Here is an 18,026-nt window from a genome sequence, read left to right on the forward strand (position 1 = left end):
TGCTGCGGGTGCAGCGGCTTTTACAGTAGCAGGTGCTGTTGTGTTTTTGGCAACTGCCTGCTGTGATTTTTCAGCAGGTAGCAGCTTGTTGGAGGCAATGACCGTTGTAGACGAAGTTGCCTGTGTAGGCTTGCGCTCGCCTGTACCGGCTCCTGTTACTTTGAGTATTCTGCCCGCCTGAATGTTGTCCGAGCTGAGATTGTTCCACTTTCTCAGGTTTGCGACAGACACTCCATATTTCTGCGCGATTGTACTCAGCGACTCGCCATTTTGGATTTTGTGTGTAGCGACGCTCGCTTTTTTGGCAGGGCGCGTTAGTTCGGCTACGTAGCGCACTTGTGTATTAGTCCGCCATGGCTTCACGATCGCATCGTAATTATCGGCAAAATAGTCCATGCGATCGGCAGGGATTCGCAAGGGGTATGCCCACGCCGATGTTCCGGGTACGATACCGCGCTTCAATTCAGGATTAAGTTCTTCAAGGTCTTCGAGACAAACGTTCAGTTTTTCGGCAATATTGCGTAGGGAAACGTAGCTATTGATGCTGATTACGTCGTGCTCAATAGCAAAATAAGGCTGGTCTTGTACCAGATTGTGCTCTTCAGCATAGTTCATTGCATAAACAACAGCGGTGAAAATGGGCACATAGGCGCGGGTTTCTTTGGGCAGGAAATTATAAATATCCCAGAAATTGCGTTTGCCACCTGCTTTGCGGATAGCTTTTTGGATGTTGCCCGGGCCGCAATTGTAGGCTGCAAGCGCCAGCTCCCAGTCTTGTCCGAAGAAATTATAGAGCGATTTGAGGTATTTGCAGGCAGCTTCCGTAGATTTTTCCGGGTCGAAACGCTCGTCTATGAAGGCATTTTGCTTCAGTCCGTACATACGCCCAGTAGTGGGCATAAACTGCCAAAGTCCTCCTGCGCCTGCCTTAGAGATAGCTTTAGGGTTTAGTGCAGACTCAATAATAGCAAGGTATTTCAGCTCATCGGGAAGCCCGTACTGCTGCAAATATTTCTCAAATACAGGGAAATAGATATTTTTCTTTGCCAGCATACGCATGGTGTACTCGCGGCGGCGAACAGTAAAGAAGTCAATAAACTCGTGTACCCGTTCGTTGAGGGTCAGAGGCATTGCTGATTCGAGGCAGGAAAAACGCTGCGCCACGAGCAGATGATCAGGACGAGGTACGTAGTCATACACCACATCTTCGTCCTCATAGTGAACCACATTGGGTATAGGTTTGAAAATCAAATCTTTGTCTATCGAGGCAATTGCCTCTTCAATGTCCTTTTCCTGATTGACTCCTGTAATTTCTATCGGGTAAATGAGGTTCATAAAATCCTGAAATAACCCCAGAGCAATATCGTAATTTTGAACAATGGAAAGTGAGTCAGACATGCGTTTCAAACGATCCATGCGTTTTTTATCTTCCTGACTATCAACATTTTGAGCAAAAGAGGGGAAATTTAGAAAGGGTGCCATCAACAGCAACATCAGAAACGCTTTGCACCAAAACGAGGCAGGTTGTGAGTAATCTGACATACGCATTACAGGTTAAGCGGGTGTTAAGTTGCACATTTTTCCATTAAAAAGCGAGCAAACGACAGCATTTTCGCCTCCTCGAAAAAATTGCCCATGATTTGCAAGCCGACCGACATACCTTCGCTGTCATTGCCGCAAGGGATGGAAACAGCGGGAATACCTGCCACATTTGCCTGCACAGAGAAAATATCTGCCAAGTACATTTGCAGCGGATTGTCGCTCAGTTCACCTACTTTAAATGCTGTTGTAGGGGAGGTAGGCGATAAGATAAAGTCGTATTGGGTAAGAATTTCTTTTGTTTTTTCCATGATCAGGCGGCGAACGCGCTGCGCTTTGGTAAAATAGGCATCGTAGTAGCTGGCGCTTAAAACAAAAGTACCAAGCAAAATACGGCGCTGCACTTCCTTGCCGAAAGCCTCCGAACGGGTCAATTTGTACATGCTCTCCAAATCGGTAGCGTTGGGGCTTCGGTAGCCATAGCGCACGCCGTCATAACGCGCTAAGTTGGTGCTTGCCTCCGCCGTCGTCAGGATGTAATAAGTCGGTAGGATATACTCCAGCAGTGGAAAGTCCACAGATTCTACAGTAAAACCTTCACTGCGCAGCGTTTCAATCGCTCGTAGGATGTGTGTTTTGACTTCGGGGCTTACGCCGTCGCTCTCTACAGTTTCGCGGATATAGGCGATTTTGCCGCATCTGGGTTGCTCTTGCACTTGTGCGCTGTAGGGCGGTACAGGTTGGGTAGAAGCGGTGCTGTCGAAATTGTCGGGCCCTGCCATCACCTCCAGTAGCAGTGCCGCGTCTTCTACCGTATGCGTCAGCGTGCCAATACAGTCAAAGGAAGAGGCGTAGGCGAGCAGTCCGTGCCGCGAAAGCCGTCCATAGGTAGGTTTGACGCCCACTAAGCCGCAGAAAGAAGCAGGTTGCCGTACCGAGCCGCCCGTGTCTGTACCGAGCGATGCAGTACACATATGTGCCTGCACAGCAACTGCCGAGCCACCCGAAGAGCCGCCGGGTACGCGGCTGATGTCCGCAGCGTTGCGTACAGATCCAAAAGCAGAGTTTTCGCTCGAAGAACCCATAGCAAACTCATCGCAGTTTTGCCTGCCGAGGATAATGGCATCTTCAGCCAGCAGCCGCTCTACAACGGTGGCCGAAAACTGCGAATGAAAACCATCTAAAATACGGCTGGATGCCTGCAAAAGATGGTCTTGATAGCAAATCACATCTTTCAATCCGATAACCATGCCGGCAAGCCTTCCGGCAGCGCCGGCAGCTATTTTCTGGTCAATGATTGCTGCCTTTTGAAGCGCCTCCACATCGTAGGTTTGTAAAAAGGCATTGAGTTGTCCGTTTTTCCGGGCAACTGTATCCAAGTAATTTTTCGTTAGGGAAGCTACCGTGATTTGACCTTTTGATAAGGCTGCGCGGATATCGGCAAAAGAGCGGTACAAATTTGTAAAAGTTTAGGTTTGAGCAATAACAACACCCAACAGATTTTAGAAACCTGTCAGGAATGATGCAAACAAATAAGAGTTTATTGCTTGGGCTGTTCTTTTACGCCCTGTTGTTCGATTTCGTCTTTGATTTCGCGGGTGGCATCCTTGAACTCGCGGATACCTCTGCCCAACCCACGCGCTAATTCAGGCAGTTTTTTAGCACCGAAAAATAACAGAACTACAAACAGAATCAGCAACAGCTCCGGGCCGCCAATACTTCCGAGAAATAATAAAATGCTTTGCAACATAGCTTTACAGGAAAAGATGGGCAAATATACGTATTTCAGAGCTAAAAATGAGAAAATCAGTTCGCGAAGTCAGAGGGCTGCGCTAACTTTGTACAACTATTTCGTCTCCGTGCTATGCTGAAAACATTGCTGTTGCTGTTTTTGTTCCTGTACGTACTTGTCCGTTTCTCTAGCAGTATTATCCGCGCAATAGGGCATCTCCGCCGGATTTTCAAACCTGAAGACGAGATAGTTATTCGCCGCAATCCTACCCATAAAAAAAGCCGTCGGAACTTTACCGACGGCGAGTATGTGGATTATGAGGAGGTCAAATAAGTGTTTACAGCACTTCTTCTCCGTATAATTCCTTGGTAGGTTTTCCGTTTTTCTGCATAACGCTTCCGAAAATGTTTTCCACATCATTGGCTTTTTCGCTGTGCTGCGACAAATCAAGCCCTTCGCTTTCAAATTCAGAATTGACACGCATGGGAATCAGCAGGGCAGTCAGCTTGTAAAGCAGCAAAGAGCCGCCAAAAGTAAACACTGAAACAATAGCCAAGCCAATCAGATGGTAGAGGAAAGTTTCCGTCTGACCGTAGAACAAACCTACATCTTTGGCGAAAATACCTGTAGCAATCATACCGACGATGCCTCCCAAACCGTGGCAGGGGAACACGTCCAGCGTGTCATCCAGCGCTGAGCGAGTTTTGATGCGTACTGCCAAGTTGCTGATAATAGCGGCAATAGTTCCGATGAACAAACTCTGCCCGACTGTAACAAAACCTGCGGCAGGTGTAATAGCTACCAGCCCGACCACTGCACCAATACAAGCCCCTAATGCAGAAGGTTTTTTACCCGTGATACCATCGAAAAATACCCATGCGAGCATCGCTGCGGCTGAGGCGGTGTTCGTATTCATAAAGGCTGAAGTAGCCAGCTCATTAGCGCCCAGCGCCGAGCCTGCATTGAAGCCAAACCAACCGAACCAAAGCAAACCTGTACCGAGCAGGATAAATGGAATGTTATAGGGTGAGTGTTCTGCGCCGTAATCTTTGCGCCGACCGAGTACCATCGCTCCGGCAAGGGCAGCAAATCCGGCAGAGATATGCACAACCGTACCGCCTGCAAAGTCAAGCACACCCCACTTGCGCAGGAAACCTTCCGGATGCCACGTCCAGTGAGCCAGCGGTGCATAGATAAACAGGCAGAACATGGCAATAAATAAGATGAAAGACGAAAAGCGAATGCGTTCGGCAAAACCACCTGTAATCAATGCGGGCGTAATGATGGCAAATTTGAGTTGAAATAGCGCAAAAAGCGCCAGCGGAATCGTAGGAGCAAGTTCGGGATGAGTTGCCAAACCTACGTTGTTGAACATCAGAAAGGTTGTCGGGTCGCCAATAATCCCGCCAAAAGAATCACCGAAGGCGAGGCTGAAGCCTACCACGACCCACAAAACACTGACTACGCCCAATGCAATAAAACTCTGCAACATGGTAGAAACTACGTTTTTGAAACGAACCATACCGCCGTAGAAGAATGCCAGACCGGGGGTCATCAGCAGAACCAGCCCTGCAGCTGCAAGCATCCATGCTGTATCGCCCGCGTTAATTGGTTGTTCAGGATTAGGTTCGGGCGTTACTGTAGGCACCAATCCCCACAAAGAAACCAGCACTAACAATACAAAAGGAATAGTCCACTTTTTCATCATAAGACTTTGAATTTTGCTATCGTTCCAAAATTACAAGTTTGGAAATAAAAGTCAAATTTTGAGGCTGATTTTTCAAAAAAAAGCGGTTTTTGTTAGAGATCGGGCATGAAAAAGGGCTTTTTAATAGAAAATTGATAGTAAAAGTGGATTTTTAACTTGAAATACGATCGTCGCGTCTGCTCTGTCTTTCGGTTGCGGCTTGTCCTTTGAGGAAGCAACTGCGGCAGCGAGGCTCATAAACATCCTGTTCGCCGAGTAGCAGCCGCTCGCGAGAGGCATTCAGGCGATACGAAAACGAAGCCATTCCTCCGCAGCGCACGCAGATGGCATGTACCTTAGTAACAAATTCTGCAATCGCCATCATCGGCGCCATTACGCCAAAAGGTTTGCCCTCGAAATCCATATCTAAGCCCGAAATGATGATGCGTTTGCCTTTCCGCGCCAGTGTTTCGCATACTTCTACCAGCCCTTCGTCAAAAAACTGAGCCTCGTCTATTGCAATCACGTCGCAGTCCCTGCCAATAAGCAGTATTTCTTTTGCTGTCTGTACGGGGTTGGAGTGAATCTCGGTTTTGTCGTGCGAAACAACTTTTACTTCGTTATAGCGGATGTCGAGCGCAGGCTTGAAGATGGCTACTTTCTGGCGGGCAATCAACGCCCGATTGACGCGGCGAATCAGTTCCTCTGTTTTACCGGAAAACATAGAACCGCAAATGACTTCAATCCAGCCGTGTGGAGTTTTATTGGGATGATAAGGCTCAATAAACATGTGAAAAGGGCATAAACAGAGCGTAAAGTAAGGAAAAATGCAGAACTTTGCACTTTGTTTTTTAATCATGGCGTTCAAGCAAATTAGGTTAGGTATTTTAGGAGGAGGGCAGTTAGGCAAAATGCTGATTCAGGCGGCTGCTGACTGGGATGTGTATGTGAAGGTTCTGGATCCAATGCCCGATGCACCTTGCCGTTTCCTCGCTTCTGAATTTGTCTGCGGTACACTAACGGACTACCACACGGTTGTCAATTTTGGTCAGGACGTAGATATCATCACCATTGAAATAGAAAATGTCAATACAAAGGCATTGGAAACCCTACAAATACAAGGCAAAACGATCTACCCTGACCCTAAACTGATCAGCCTGATTCAAGACAAACGGCAGCAGAAGCAGTTTTACAAGGCGCACGGCATTCCTACAGCGCCCTTTGTGCTGACAGAACGGCGCATAGATGTTCGCATCCATGCAGATATGCTGCCAGCTTTCCATAAACTTGGCAAAGAAGGCTATGACGGACGCGGGGTGCGGAAGATCACTACTATTGCCGATATAGACCAAGCGCTTGATGCGCCGGGTGTGCTCGAAAAGCAGATTGATTTTGAAAAAGAACTGGCGGTGATAGTTGCCCGCAATCATTCGGGGCAAATGGAATCTTTTCCTGTAGTGGAAATGGTTTTTCATCCTGAGCATAATCTGGTGGAATACCTCTTCGCACCAGCCGATATTCCCGATAAAATCGCTAAAAAAGCACAGCAAATTGCCGAAAAGGTAGTGAAGACAATGGGCTTCGTTGGGCTGCTGGCCGTAGAAATGTTTCTGACTAAAGACGGCGATATTTTGGTTAATGAAGTTGCGCCGCGTCCGCACAACAGCGGACACCACACAATCGAGGCGAACTACACCTCGCAATACCAGCAACTGCTGCGTGCCATATTCAATTTGCCGCTGGGCAATACTGACGCACGCTGTCCGGCAGCGATGGTCAATTTGCTGGGTGAGGAAGGACACTCCGGCGAGGTAGTCTATAAAGGCATGGAAAAAGTCCTTGGCATTTCGGGGATATACGTCCACCTGTACGGCAAAACGATTACCAAACCTTTCCGAAAAATGGGACATGTTACCATCCTTGCCGAAAATACAGACGAACTGTCTAAGAAAGTAGCATTGGTCAAGCAAAGGCTAAAGGTCGTTAGCGAACGTCCGTCAGTTGCAACAACAAAAGTGATTCGATGAGTGAGGAAATAAATGATTTCAGTGCCGAACAGGACGATGATGCGCTTTTTGAGCACCACCGTATCGTAGTAGATAAAGGACAGTCGCTGTTGCGCATAGACAAGTTTCTGTGCGACCGATTGCCGAACGCCTCACGCAGCAAGATTCAGGATGCTATCCACAATGGCTTTATTTTGGTCAACGAGCAGCCGATTAAACCTAACTACAAGGTTCATCCGCTTGATGTGATCACGGTTTCGCTACCTGAACCACCGCGCAGTGGAGATTTGAAGCCTGAAAATATTCCGCTCAATATTGTTTTTGAAGACGAACACCTGCTTGTATTAAACAAAGAGCCGGGCATGGTCGTGCATCCGGGCTATAACAACTGGGAAGGCACATTAGTCAACGCCTTAGTTTACCACTTTCAGCAACTGCCTGAAATGCAGGGCAATGAAGGTCGCCCGGGACTGGTGCACCGCATTGATAAAGACACCAGCGGGCTAATGGTAATTGCCAAAACCGAAACGGCGATGATGAGTCTGGCGCGTCAGTTTTTTCACCATACGATCGAGCGCACCTATTACGCCCTCGTTTGGGGCGAACCCAAAGCACCCAAAGGGACGATCAATGCGCCGCTGGGCAGAAACCCCAAAGACCGCCGCATGACGATGGTGTACGAAGGCGACATGGCAGCATACGGTCGGCACGCCATCACACACTACGAAGTGATTCAATCGCTCCGCTACGTATCGCTGGTCAAGTGCCGCTTGGAAACTGGGCGCACCCACCAAATTAGGGCGCACATGAAGCACATAGGGCATCCACTCTTCAACGATGCGACCTACGGCGGCGACCAGATCCTGAAAGGCACGCCGTTTGCCAAATACCGCGCCTTTGTGGAAAACTGCTTCAGTCTGATGCCGCGTCAGGCGCTGCACGCCAAGTCGCTGGGCTTCGAGCACCCCGTCAGCAAGCAACTGATGCAGTTTGACTCCGAACTGCCTGCTGATTTCCGCGCCGTTTTAGACAAGTGGAAACACTACGTTACCTACAATTAATTGTTGAATATTGTTAAACACTTGTTGCTCAGTAAGCAACACTCTAACTTTGCGCGGCTGTTTCAAAACGGCGACTGGTATTGGACAAAAAATTCAACCTAAACACTTTTTTCACAATGAAAAAAATCTATCTGTTAATAGTGGTAGCTATGCTTACATGGGCTTGCGGCAGTTCTGAAGAAAAACAACGCGCTGAAATGAAAGCCAAAGTAAAGGCAGAACTGACCAATCACAAGCGCCTGTCCCTGCTGATAGATGGGCTGATTACCGATTTGGTAATCAAACAGGGCAAAGCCGGATTTGAGGTAATGGATTCAAGCGAATATCCGATCATTACTTTTCCGCTGGCTTATGATACAGTTGCCTATCCTGTAGGCGAAGATATGACCGTTTTGGGTGTGCTGATGCAGGATCGCCTCAAGGGTGATTCGCTGAACGTAGATTTCAAGTTGCAGTGGGATCCGAACATCAAAGTAAACGATACGACAATGGGAGAATTTAAACTGATTGCTGCTGAAGTGCGCGCCAAAAAAGGTGTGGAGCGCTACCGATGGGTGAAGCAGGGCGAATTCTTCATCAAACAAGCCAAACTTTTGCAATAATCTTTTTCACCATATAAACCTATTTAAACCCTTGATTACAACTATGAGAAAGATTGCCATCTTATCCATTATTGCACTTTTTGCCTATGCCTGCGGTGGTGGTAAGCAAGAGAAAAAGTATGAACTAAAAGCCGACTGGACGCGTGTGGACTCTATCATGGCCAAAGTTTCGAATGAGCTGAAGCTTATGGGCGGCGACTCGGGCAAGTTTGAACGTTTTGACAACAACATTCGTCAAATAGTTAAACTTACCATTGGCGATCCAACCCGCGAAGTGCTGCCATTGAGCGATTACATGGCTTACGTACCTACAAAAATGAAAGAAGAACGCTTCGGCGATGTGTTGGTAGATGTAGCTGTTGTATGGGATACTACTCTGTACCAGATCAAAGGCAAAGACACCATCTGGGGCAACTTCCGCATCAGTGGCTTATATTTCCGTCAATTAGGCGACAGCGCCTTGTACGAAATGACTAAAGACGAGGCTACGAATTTCTACAAGAAGCAACCGATTGCACCTAAAGTAGTGCAGTAAAAGATTTGCAAACTGCATTTTATCAGACATCCCGAAAACCGAAAAAGTCTTCGGGATGTTTTATTTTGCGAACTTGTCAAGTACCACATGAAACTAATCCTCTCTCTGTTTGTATTGCTGTTGGGTTTTTCAGCAACTGCCCAAAATCCTGCTTTCGTTTTCTCTGATTCTATCCCTGTGCAAATAGGGGGGCGCAACTTACCGCTGGCTTGGGCAGGGGGCTTCAATTCACCGCAGTTTTCTACCATAGACCTCAACGGCGACGGGCGCAACGATCTGTTCATCTTTGATCGAACGACAAATAAAGTCAGCACCTTTCTCAATAACAACAACCGCTGGCAGTATGCGCCCGAGTACGAGTCGCTGTTTCCTGCCGACCTGAACGCCTGGTGCTTGCTTGTAGATTACGACGGCGACGGGCGCAAAGACATTTTCACAACGACCAACTTTGGCATCCGCGTACTGCGCAACATAACTGCACCCGGCGGCAGGCTACAATTCCAGACCATGCGCGATCCTTTACAGGTACGCGGGATTGCGGGTGCAAATCTCAACCTGCGCATAGACCTGACCGACATCCCCGCGATTGCCGACATTGACAACGATGGGGATTTGGACATTCTGAATTTTATTCCTGCCAGCGGGTTTAACATAGAATGGAACCGCAACATGAGCCGCGAGCGCTTCGGGCATTCCGACAGCCTCGTTTTTGAAAGAGCTACCCTGCGCTGGGGCAATATTGAAGAGTGTTCCGACTGCGATGAATTTCTGTTTGGCAATAATTTTTGCAGAGCTGAGGCAGTGGAACACGCCGGTTCAACAATGCTGACCATAGATTTGAACGGCGATAATGTGAAAGATCTCATCCTCGGCGACGTAACCTGTACCAATCTGGTGGCAATGATCAATGTCGGAACACCTGCCAATGCCGATTTCAACAGCTTTCAGAATCGCTTCCCTGCGCAAGATCCTGCTAATTTTCAAGTTTTTCCGGCTGCTTATTACGAAGATGTGGACTTTGACGGCATTCCCGACTTGCTGGCAGCACCCAATGTGTTTATCAACGAGCCAATTAGCGCACCCGCACTGGATTTCACCCGCTCGGCATGGTTTTACAAAAACGAAGGCACAGCGCAGCGTCCAGATTTCAGGTTCAGGCAGCGCAATTTCCTGCAAGCCGATATGGTGGAGTTGGGCGAAACTGCCCGCCCTGCGGTGCTGGATGTGGACGGCGACGGCGACCTCGACCTGCTCGTAAGTACCATCGGGCAGCGCAGCGACGCTAACCCTACGCAGTTTGAGCGTATTGTGAGCCGCATTTACTACTTTGAAAATACAGGAACCAACGAGCACCCTGTTTTAAGGCTGGCAAACGATGACTTTGCAGGATTTGCCGCCGCGAACTTTCGCCAACTGAAAATTACAGTTGCCGACCTCAACGGCGATGGAGCAATGGATCTGGTATTTTCCGCGCAGCGCAACAGCGACAATCGCGGGCGATTCGCCTACATCCTCAATACGGCGCGGCGCAACGAACCCGTACAGTTCAACCTGAATGCTGCTACCGACTTGACTATCAATACATTATCCATTGGTGATGAGTTGCTTTTTGCCGATACCGATGCCGACGGCGATGCTGATTTGTTAGTTGCCAAATTTCAGGGCGCATTGGAGCGCTACGAAAACACGGGCAATCTCAGTTTCGCCTTGCGGAGCAGCAGCGTGGCAGGCATCACCAACAATCCGCAAGGCTTGGGGCTGAGCATTGCCGTAGCCGACCTCAACGGCGATGGCAGACTGGATTTATTAGCTTCCAACCGCAGCGGCGAACTGCTTTTTTACAGCAACTTCCTGAACGGCAACCCGCAGCCGGTGCGCAACCTGCTCTTCAATCGCCTGACCAATCGCTTAGAGGGAAAAAACTTTGGCAGAGAAGTGCTGCCTGCCGTTTTTGGGAATCACCTCATACTGGGCATGGCTGGAGGCGGTTTGCAACTACTTCGCTTTCAGGAAGATGTACCTACTTCGCTGCCTGCTGAAAACCTTTTGCCGCGCAATTGGTACAGCCTCAGCCCCAATCCCGCACCACAGGGCAAGGTGCGCCTGCAACTCGCCGAAAGCGCTGCCGTCAGCATCACGGACATATCAGGGCGCACATGGGCACAACTCAGCCTCTCCGCAGGTGAACATACGCTCCAACTGCCACCCGCCCGCAGCCTGTACCTCGTAAAATTCACAACCGCCGCCGGCAAAACCGCCGTAGAAAAGCTGTTGTTGGGAGAGTGAGCGGGAAAATTTGTATTTTAGCGGTATGGTTTATCAGCCGTCATATACAGGTAGTATGTTAGAATCCCTTGGGATTTTATCAGGGTTTAATATTGCTGAAACAATCCGGGAAAAGTACGAGCAATTCGCAATTACTAAGCTCAGAGATATTACGATTCAGTTGAGAGGTTCATTTTTTTATCATAAAGATTTGACCCCGACACAGGCAGCAGATGAACTTGTTGCAATCAGCCCGTTGATGCCTGTTTTCTCCAAAATCAGAGCCATGATATATGTGATGGAAGATTCTGATTTTCACGATTTTAAAACTGTATCAATGGATTTTTTTGATACAGTGGATATGTTGTATGCCAATTTGCAGGATATAGCTGCTGTCCATGCTGCATATGAAATATCTAAACCTGTTTTAGCAGTTGACTGGGACAGGAGCGAAGACGATCACTGGGACAATTATTAATTAATGATGATGAAATATATTCAGGGCGACTAAACAACGTCTGGCAGTCCGGCAGTCATTATTTCCAATGATGCAGCAAATAAATCCCATAGCCCCTAAATATATATGGACATGCCACATTCCTACAATAAAATATGGATTCATGCGATATGGGCAACCAAAGAATGCGTGCCTTTAATCCACCCACATGTAGAACAAAAGGTTTATCAGTTCATTTCAGAAGAATTGCGCGAGATGGGCTGTCCGGTTAGAGTCATCAACGGAATGCCTGACCATATCCATTGTTTGTTTTTGCTAAGCCCGAAAAAGTCAATTGCAGAGGTGATTAAACAGATAAAAGGCAGTAGTTCTCATTTTATCAATCAAAACAACTTGATTGATGAAAAATTTGCCTTGCAAACAGGATATGCTGCTTATTCCGTATCCGAGTCGGTTGTTGAAAAGGTATTCAGATACATTAAAAACCAAAAACAACATCATGCAAGCAAAACATTTCAGCAGGAATATGATGCGTTTTTAAAATTGTATGGTTTAAATGATGAACTATCGCCCACGAATTAATTCATGGGCGATGTGCGCGGTAATACCTCTCCAAAGGCGTAAATTTGCAACATTACAGCCTCCAATACGACTATGAAATTAGCCTGGTGGAAAATACTAACTATTGCCTTGCTGTTCTACACCCTGCTCGGCGGGCTGTTGCTGGATGTGCCGCGTTTGAATATTCTCAATGAAACCATCCGCAACCTCTACTTTCACGTGCCAATGTGGTTTGGGATGATGATTTTGCTGATTGTTTCGCTGGTGTATTCCATCAAATACCTGCGCAATCCGTTGGAAAAATACGACCATTGGGCCGCTGAATCTGCCTATTCAGCTATTATATTCGGCATTTTAGGGCTACTGACGGGCATGTTCTGGGCAAAATACACTTGGGGCGACCCGTGGCACGGCGACCCCAAACAAAACGGTTCAGCTATTGCGATGCTTATTTACATGGCTTACGGCTTGCTGCGCGGTTCTTTTACAGACCCGCAACAGCGCGGACGCATCAGCGCGGTGTACAATATTTTTGCATTTGCAGCATATATTCCACTCATTTGGATTTTGCCGCGCCTGACCGATTCGCTGCACCCGGGTTCGGGTGGCAATCCGGGCTTTAACGCCTATGATTTAGATGCCAAACTGCGCCTCGTATTCTATCCTGCCGTAATTGGCTGGACGCTGCTCGGGGTTTGGATTACTTCGCTGCGTGTGCGCCTGCGACAAATAGAAGCTAAAAAAATTGAGAAATCGCTACTATAAAAACAACTTTTTCGGATTAAATTTGGCGTAGAGTGGTTAAAACCTTTTACGCCTTTTTTATGCGCATTCTACACACAGCCGACTGGCACTTAGGCAAATCCTTAAAAAACATAGACCTGCTGGAAGCACAACGTCATGCCTTGCAACAGCTTACCGAACTCATCCGCAGCGAAAAGCCCGATGTGCTGCTCATTGCGGGGGACATTTACGACCGCGCTATTCCGCCTGCCCGTGCAGTAGAATTGTTTGACGAGGTCATGTCAGATATTGTGCTAGGGCTGAAAGTACCCGTTGTCGCTATTGCAGGCAATCACGACAGCCCCGAACGCGTGGACTATTTCAATGGCATTTTGCAGCGGCAGGGCTTGCATATTTTCGGTAAGCCGGGCATCAGCCAACCCGTAGTGCTGCGCGACGCACACGGCGAGGTGTATTTCCACCCGATACCCTATACCGAACCGACGGACTTTCGCCTACCCGAAGAAAGTAACGCTTTTTTTGACAGCCACGAGGCAGTAATGCGCCATGTGGTAAAAAATATCACAAGCGCGATGCAGCCCAACGCGCGGCACGTGGCGATTGGTCATGCCTTTATCAGCGGCGGCGAAGGCTGCGAATCGGAGCGGGCGCTGCTGAGCGTTGGCGGGGCTTCCGTAGTCCCCGAAGCTGTGTTTGCACCTTTCCACTACACCGCGCAGGGGCATTTGCACCGTCCGCAGTCATTTTTGGAGGGGCGTGTGCGCTATTCCGGCTCGCTGCTCAAATACTCCTTTTCCGAAGCCGACCACCAAAAGGCATTTTTGATGGTAGAACTGAAAGAAGATGGCAGTGTGCAAACCGAAAAAATTCCGATTGCGCATCGGCAGGACATCCGCCGCGTCAAAGGCTACGTGCGCGAAGGCGTATTTCAATTAGCTGATAATCAGGCAAAAGTAAACCCCGATGACCTGCTGGAAATAACGCTGCTCAACGAAGAGCCTGTTATCAACGCAATGGAAATTGTGCAGCGACAATATGCCTATGCGCTGGAATTGCGGCAACCCAACGCCTACCGCAACACATCGGAAAGCCGACTTTCTACCGAGCAAATCGCCCAAATGAACGATACAGAAATTGCCAAAGAGTTTTTTTTGCGCTATTTGCCGCAGTTAGACGCTACGCATGAAAAAATTATTACCCAAATCATCCGCGAAATTCAATCCGAAGCATGAGACCGCATTTTCTTGAAATACAGGCATTTGGCCCTTACATTGAGCGTCAGCGCATAGATTTCAGCAAGTTTTCGGGCGGCAATCTCTTTTTGCTGCACGGCCCGACAGGCGCAGGCAAAACCACCATCTTTGATGCGATGAGCTGTGCGTTGTTTGGTAGTTCAACGGGCGATCGCAATCATAAAAACATGCGTTCAGATTTTGCACCGCCCCAAATTCATACACTGATTAATTTTGCATTTGCGTATCGTGGTAGATATTTTTTAGCCTCTTATAAATTTAAACAACGGGATAGCGACCCTGAGCACATTTTATTTTCAATAGATGCCAACGTACAGAAGCTAGAAAAGATTGCTACCGGAACTAGAAAAGTTCAAAGTGTAATCAAAGACTTATTACAGATTAGTAAAGATCAGTTTCTGCAAGTCGTCGTATTACCACAAGGCGAATTTCAGAAGTTTTTGCGGGCAAATGGAGCAACCAAAGAGGCAATTCTGGGAACTATTTTCCGCACTAAGCGTTTTGATAAGTTGCAAGAATCGTTGAAAAATCAGGTAAAACTCCTACACATTAGTCTGGAAAATTTGCAAAGTAATTTCCATGCGATACTTTCAAGCATCAAATTACCCCAAGGCGCGACCATAGCAAGTTATTTTGATGAGTTGAAGCAAAAAAAAGAAGCCTTAGAACAGCGGCTTGACGGGTTGCAAAAGGAAAACGATGCGGCACAGGCAGCGCTGCAACAAGCAAAAAATCTGGCTGCTGATTTTGAGGAGTTTCGCAAGCGGCAAGAAGAATACAACAGGCACGAATCTACAGAAGACGATTACAAGCAGCAAAAAGCAGCGCGAGCAAAGGCAGAAAAAGTCCGCAGCCTTGCGCCTAAATTCAAGATTTTAACCGACCTAAAAACAAGTCTGAAAAAAGCAGAAGCAGCCAAAAATACAACTGAAACGGCGCTTGCTTCGGTGCAGGAAAAACTTAACAAGCTCACAGCAGCCAAACAGGCACATGAAAGCCTGAAAAGCCAAGCCGAAAAAGCCCGCAATGAGGTGCAACGACTTACCGAAAAATTACCTGATTTTGAGAACCTTACCAAACTGATTAAGCAAGCGGAGGATTTGCGGAAAAAGCTCGCGCGAGAGCAAGACCAAGAGCGGCAAACGAAGGAACAATTAACCCAAGTTTTACAGCGACAAAATGCTTTACAGGCAGCAATTAAAGCCTATCAATCCTTAGCGGCAGATATTCCGTTGCTAGAACGCCAGTTGACAGACCTGAAAAAGCAAGCCGATGATTGGGCGCATCTGCAAAAGGAAAAAGACTTGCTATCGCAATTGGAGCGGCAAGCAAGCGCCGATTTCATTGCATACGAGGCAAAGCGGAAAGATGCGCTGATTGCCCGTCAGAAATACGATGAGGCAGAGCAAGTGTGGAGAAGCAGTCAGGCCGCGCTGTTGGCGCAAACCCTGACCGATGGCGCGCCTTGTCCCGTATGCGGTTCGTTAGAACACCCTGCCCCTGCCCCGCTCACCGATAAAATTATTTCCTATGAACAGTTGAAAAAATTAGCCCAACAAAAAGAACAGGCGGAAAAACAAGCGGACAATTTTCGGGAAAAATACAATGCCGCACAAATAGCCTGTGAAAAGCAAAAGGGCATTTGCCAAACGCTGGAACAAAATTTAAAAAGCGATGCATGGGATGAAACCCAGCTGCGCGAACAGATACAACTGACCGAAAAACAATTGCAACAAGCCCAAAACGCGCAAGATTTATTAGAAAAAGCGCAACAAACATTGCAAGACTTAGCTAAACAAGACAAACAACTGCAAGAAACCGCCCAAAAAACTGCTGGTAATTTGCTTGACTTACAAACCGAACTCAGCGGAAAAGAAAGTCGTAAAAATCTGTTAATTAGCCAATTACCTGCTGAAATTCCCGATGCTGCCGCTGCTCGTAAGCAAATTACTGCGCTGCAAAAAGAATACGCCGCATGGGAGCAGGAGCAAAACCGCATACAAAACGAGTGGGAAACTTTGCACGCAGAGAAAAGCCGCTGCGAGGGCGAATTGAAGCAGTTGCAAGCACAGATAGCAGAAATGACGGAGCGTCGTAGGCAAATGCTTGCCGAAGTTGAGCAGGAAAGCGTTGCCAAAGGTTTTACCGATGCTAAGGATGCGCATGAAAAAGTACAGCAGTTTTCCGAAACGCGATTTGAGGCATTGCAAAAGGCGATTGAGCAATGGGAGGAAAAAGCAAACCAATTGAAAGGAGCTTTTGAGCAGGCACAGCAAAAAATTGCCGGGCAGCAAGCCCCTGACTTAACCGCCTTGACGCAAAAGGCACAAACAGCCGCCGAATCGCTCAGCAAAGCCCAAAAAGAATCGGGAACGATTGCCGAGCAAATCAGTCAGTTAGAAAAAGTTATGCGGCAGCTGACAGAGTTAGGACAAAAAATTAGCGAACACGAAGAAAAACTCCGCCCGCTGCAAAAACTCAGCGAATTGGCGGAAGGAAAAAATAGCGATAAGATGAAATTGCATCAGTTCGTGTTGCAATTTTATTTTGAGCAAGTATTGCAGGCTGCCAACCTGCGGCTCAACCAGCTTTCCAATGGCAGATACGAACTGCACAACGATATAACCGCTCAAAAACGCGCAGAAATAGACGGGCTGAAAATGGTCATCTACGACCACCACACCGGCACTACGCGCCCTGTGGAAAATCTTTCCGGCGGCGAAACTTTCTTTACCTCGCTGGCGCTGGCTCTGGGGCTGACCGATGTCATCACCTCGCAAAGCGGCGGCATCGGGCTGGAGTCCATGTTCATAGACGAAGGTTTCGGCACGCTGGATAGCGAAACGTTGGACTTAGCTATTCGCACCCTTTCTGAATTGGAAGGCAGCCAACGCTTAGTAGGCATCATTTCGCACGTGAGCGAACTCAAAGAGCGTATTCCTGCCAAAATTGAGGTGAAAAAAGAACGAAAAGGCAGTAAAATTGTGCAAACATGAAACAAATAATTGATAGTTTTCCGCATGTTTCGCTTTTTTGACCGGAAATCGTATTCGCCACGTGAAAAAGTCATGTTCCGCTTTTTGCGCCGCAGCGATTTGTTCCGCGACTTGACCGATGACGAGTTGGCGCTCTTCGTTCCACACTTACATCCACGACACTATTTGCAAAATGAGGCAATATTTTTTCGCGGCGACCCCAGTCAGGCGCTGTACATTATCAAATCAGGTGAAGTGAAACTCAATCTGGATGTAGAAGATAATTTTGAAGAATTGATTACGCTCGCCAAAGGCGACACTTTTGGCGATAATGCCATTTTAGAAGGCGCACGGCGCAATTTTAACGCCATTGCTGCTTCGGAAGTATGCGAGCTGTGGGTATTGGCACAGGTCAATATTCTGGAAATTTTTGAGGAAGAAGCCGCAATCAAGGCTAAAATGTCTCTTGCTTTTGCTGCCTACTATGACCGCTATGTACGTCAAATCATCAAAGCCTATCGGAACAACTTCGGTTTTTTCAATTTGGGCGAGGCGTACATTAGTGCCAAACGAGAAGGAAACAAACGTTGATAAAATGGGTTTGTTTGC

At 47.7% G+C, this 18,026-nt stretch carries 17 protein-coding genes; 12 read left to right on the forward strand and 5 right to left on the reverse strand.

What is annotated here, in order from left to right; genetic code table 11:
* The 3 genes from ACWIP2_RS06825 to ACWIP2_RS06835 all read right to left on the reverse strand — a co-directional run.
* On the reverse strand, positions 1-1,542 hold a 1,542-nt coding region (locus ACWIP2_RS06825), incomplete at its 3' end, for a transglycosylase SLT domain-containing protein (protein ID WP_448519164.1).
* 23 nt (positions 1,543-1,565) lie between these two features.
* Positions 1,566-2,996 (reverse strand): Asp-tRNA(Asn)/Glu-tRNA(Gln) amidotransferase subunit GatA, encoded by a 1,431-nt coding sequence (gene gatA, locus ACWIP2_RS06830; RefSeq protein WP_448519165.1) that lies wholly within the window; start codon positions 2,994-2,996, stop codon positions 1,566-1,568.
* Between the two features lie 83 nt (positions 2,997-3,079).
* Positions 3,080-3,289 (reverse strand): Sec-independent protein translocase subunit TatA/TatB, encoded by a 210-nt coding sequence (locus tag ACWIP2_RS06835; protein ID WP_448519166.1) that lies wholly within the window; start codon positions 3,287-3,289, stop codon positions 3,080-3,082.
* Positions 3,290-3,403: 114 nt separating this feature from the next.
* On the opposite strand from ACWIP2_RS06835, the gene ACWIP2_RS06840 reads away from it, so the two are divergent.
* Positions 3,404-3,604 carry a hypothetical protein gene (locus tag ACWIP2_RS06840; protein WP_448519167.1) on the forward strand — a complete coding sequence of 67 codons (201 nt, stop codon included), beginning with the start codon at positions 3,404-3,406 and terminating at the stop codon, positions 3,602-3,604.
* A 4-nt stretch (positions 3,605-3,608) separates the two neighbouring features.
* Here ACWIP2_RS06840 and ACWIP2_RS06845 read toward each other — a convergent pair whose 3' ends face one another.
* Both ACWIP2_RS06845 and ACWIP2_RS06850 read right to left on the reverse strand, forming a co-directional pair.
* Positions 3,609-4,979, reverse strand: coding sequence for an ammonium transporter (locus ACWIP2_RS06845; protein ID WP_448519168.1), 1,371 nt, complete (start codon positions 4,977-4,979; stop codon positions 3,609-3,611).
* Positions 4,980-5,130: 151 nt separating this feature from the next.
* Positions 5,131-5,748, reverse strand: a complete 618-nt coding sequence (locus ACWIP2_RS06850; protein WP_448519169.1) for a thymidine kinase — start codon at positions 5,746-5,748, stop codon at positions 5,131-5,133.
* Between the two features lie 67 nt (positions 5,749-5,815).
* Between ACWIP2_RS06850 and ACWIP2_RS06855 the strand changes: the two genes are divergently transcribed.
* From ACWIP2_RS06855 to ACWIP2_RS06905, 11 genes are all read left to right on the forward strand, one after another.
* Positions 5,816-6,985 carry a 5-(carboxyamino)imidazole ribonucleotide synthase gene (locus ACWIP2_RS06855; RefSeq protein WP_448519170.1) on the forward strand — a complete coding sequence of 390 codons (1,170 nt, stop codon included), beginning with the start codon at positions 5,816-5,818 and terminating at the stop codon, positions 6,983-6,985.
* A complete protein-coding gene (locus ACWIP2_RS06860; protein ID WP_448519171.1) occupies positions 6,982-8,025 on the forward strand; it encodes an RluA family pseudouridine synthase in 1,044 nt (347 codons plus the stop codon). The genes ACWIP2_RS06855 and ACWIP2_RS06860 overlap by 4 nt, the downstream gene beginning before the upstream one ends.
* Before the next feature lie 116 nt (positions 8,026-8,141).
* Complete coding sequence (locus ACWIP2_RS06865; RefSeq protein ID WP_448519172.1) at positions 8,142-8,627, forward strand: hypothetical protein; 486 nt, start codon at positions 8,142-8,144, stop codon at positions 8,625-8,627.
* 43 nt (positions 8,628-8,670) lie between these two features.
* The gene (locus ACWIP2_RS06870) at positions 8,671-9,162 is read left to right on the forward strand and encodes a hypothetical protein (protein WP_448519173.1); all 492 of its coding nucleotides are present in this window, start codon (positions 8,671-8,673) and stop codon (positions 9,160-9,162) included.
* 87 nt (positions 9,163-9,249) lie between these two features.
* Complete coding sequence (locus ACWIP2_RS06875; RefSeq protein ID WP_448519174.1) at positions 9,250-11,448, forward strand: T9SS type A sorting domain-containing protein; 2,199 nt, start codon at positions 9,250-9,252, stop codon at positions 11,446-11,448.
* 55 nt (positions 11,449-11,503) lie between these two features.
* Entirely contained in the window at positions 11,504-11,905 is a 402-nt protein-coding gene (locus ACWIP2_RS06880) for a hypothetical protein (protein WP_448519175.1), read from the forward strand.
* A gap of 111 nt (positions 11,906-12,016) precedes the next feature.
* The gene (tnpA, locus tag ACWIP2_RS06885) at positions 12,017-12,466 is read left to right on the forward strand and encodes an IS200/IS605 family transposase (protein WP_448519176.1); all 450 of its coding nucleotides are present in this window, start codon (positions 12,017-12,019) and stop codon (positions 12,464-12,466) included.
* A 72-nt stretch (positions 12,467-12,538) separates the two neighbouring features.
* Entirely contained in the window at positions 12,539-13,210 is a 672-nt protein-coding gene (gene ccsA / locus ACWIP2_RS06890; RefSeq protein WP_448519177.1) for a cytochrome c biogenesis protein CcsA, read from the forward strand.
* Positions 13,211-13,269: 59 nt separating this feature from the next.
* Positions 13,270-14,421 carry an exonuclease SbcCD subunit D gene (locus ACWIP2_RS06895; protein WP_448519178.1) on the forward strand — a complete coding sequence of 384 codons (1,152 nt, stop codon included), beginning with the start codon at positions 13,270-13,272 and terminating at the stop codon, positions 14,419-14,421.
* Positions 14,418-17,438 carry an AAA family ATPase gene (locus tag ACWIP2_RS06900; protein WP_448519179.1) on the forward strand — a complete coding sequence of 1,007 codons (3,021 nt, stop codon included), beginning with the start codon at positions 14,418-14,420 and terminating at the stop codon, positions 17,436-17,438. The genes ACWIP2_RS06895 and ACWIP2_RS06900 overlap by 4 nt, the downstream gene beginning before the upstream one ends.
* A gap of 24 nt (positions 17,439-17,462) precedes the next feature.
* Positions 17,463-18,008, forward strand: a complete 546-nt coding sequence (locus tag ACWIP2_RS06905) for a cyclic nucleotide-binding domain-containing protein (protein ID WP_448519180.1) — start codon at positions 17,463-17,465, stop codon at positions 18,006-18,008.
* Positions 18,009-18,026: the final 18 nt, after the last annotated feature.

The organism is Rhodoflexus sp., assembly GCF_053489755.1.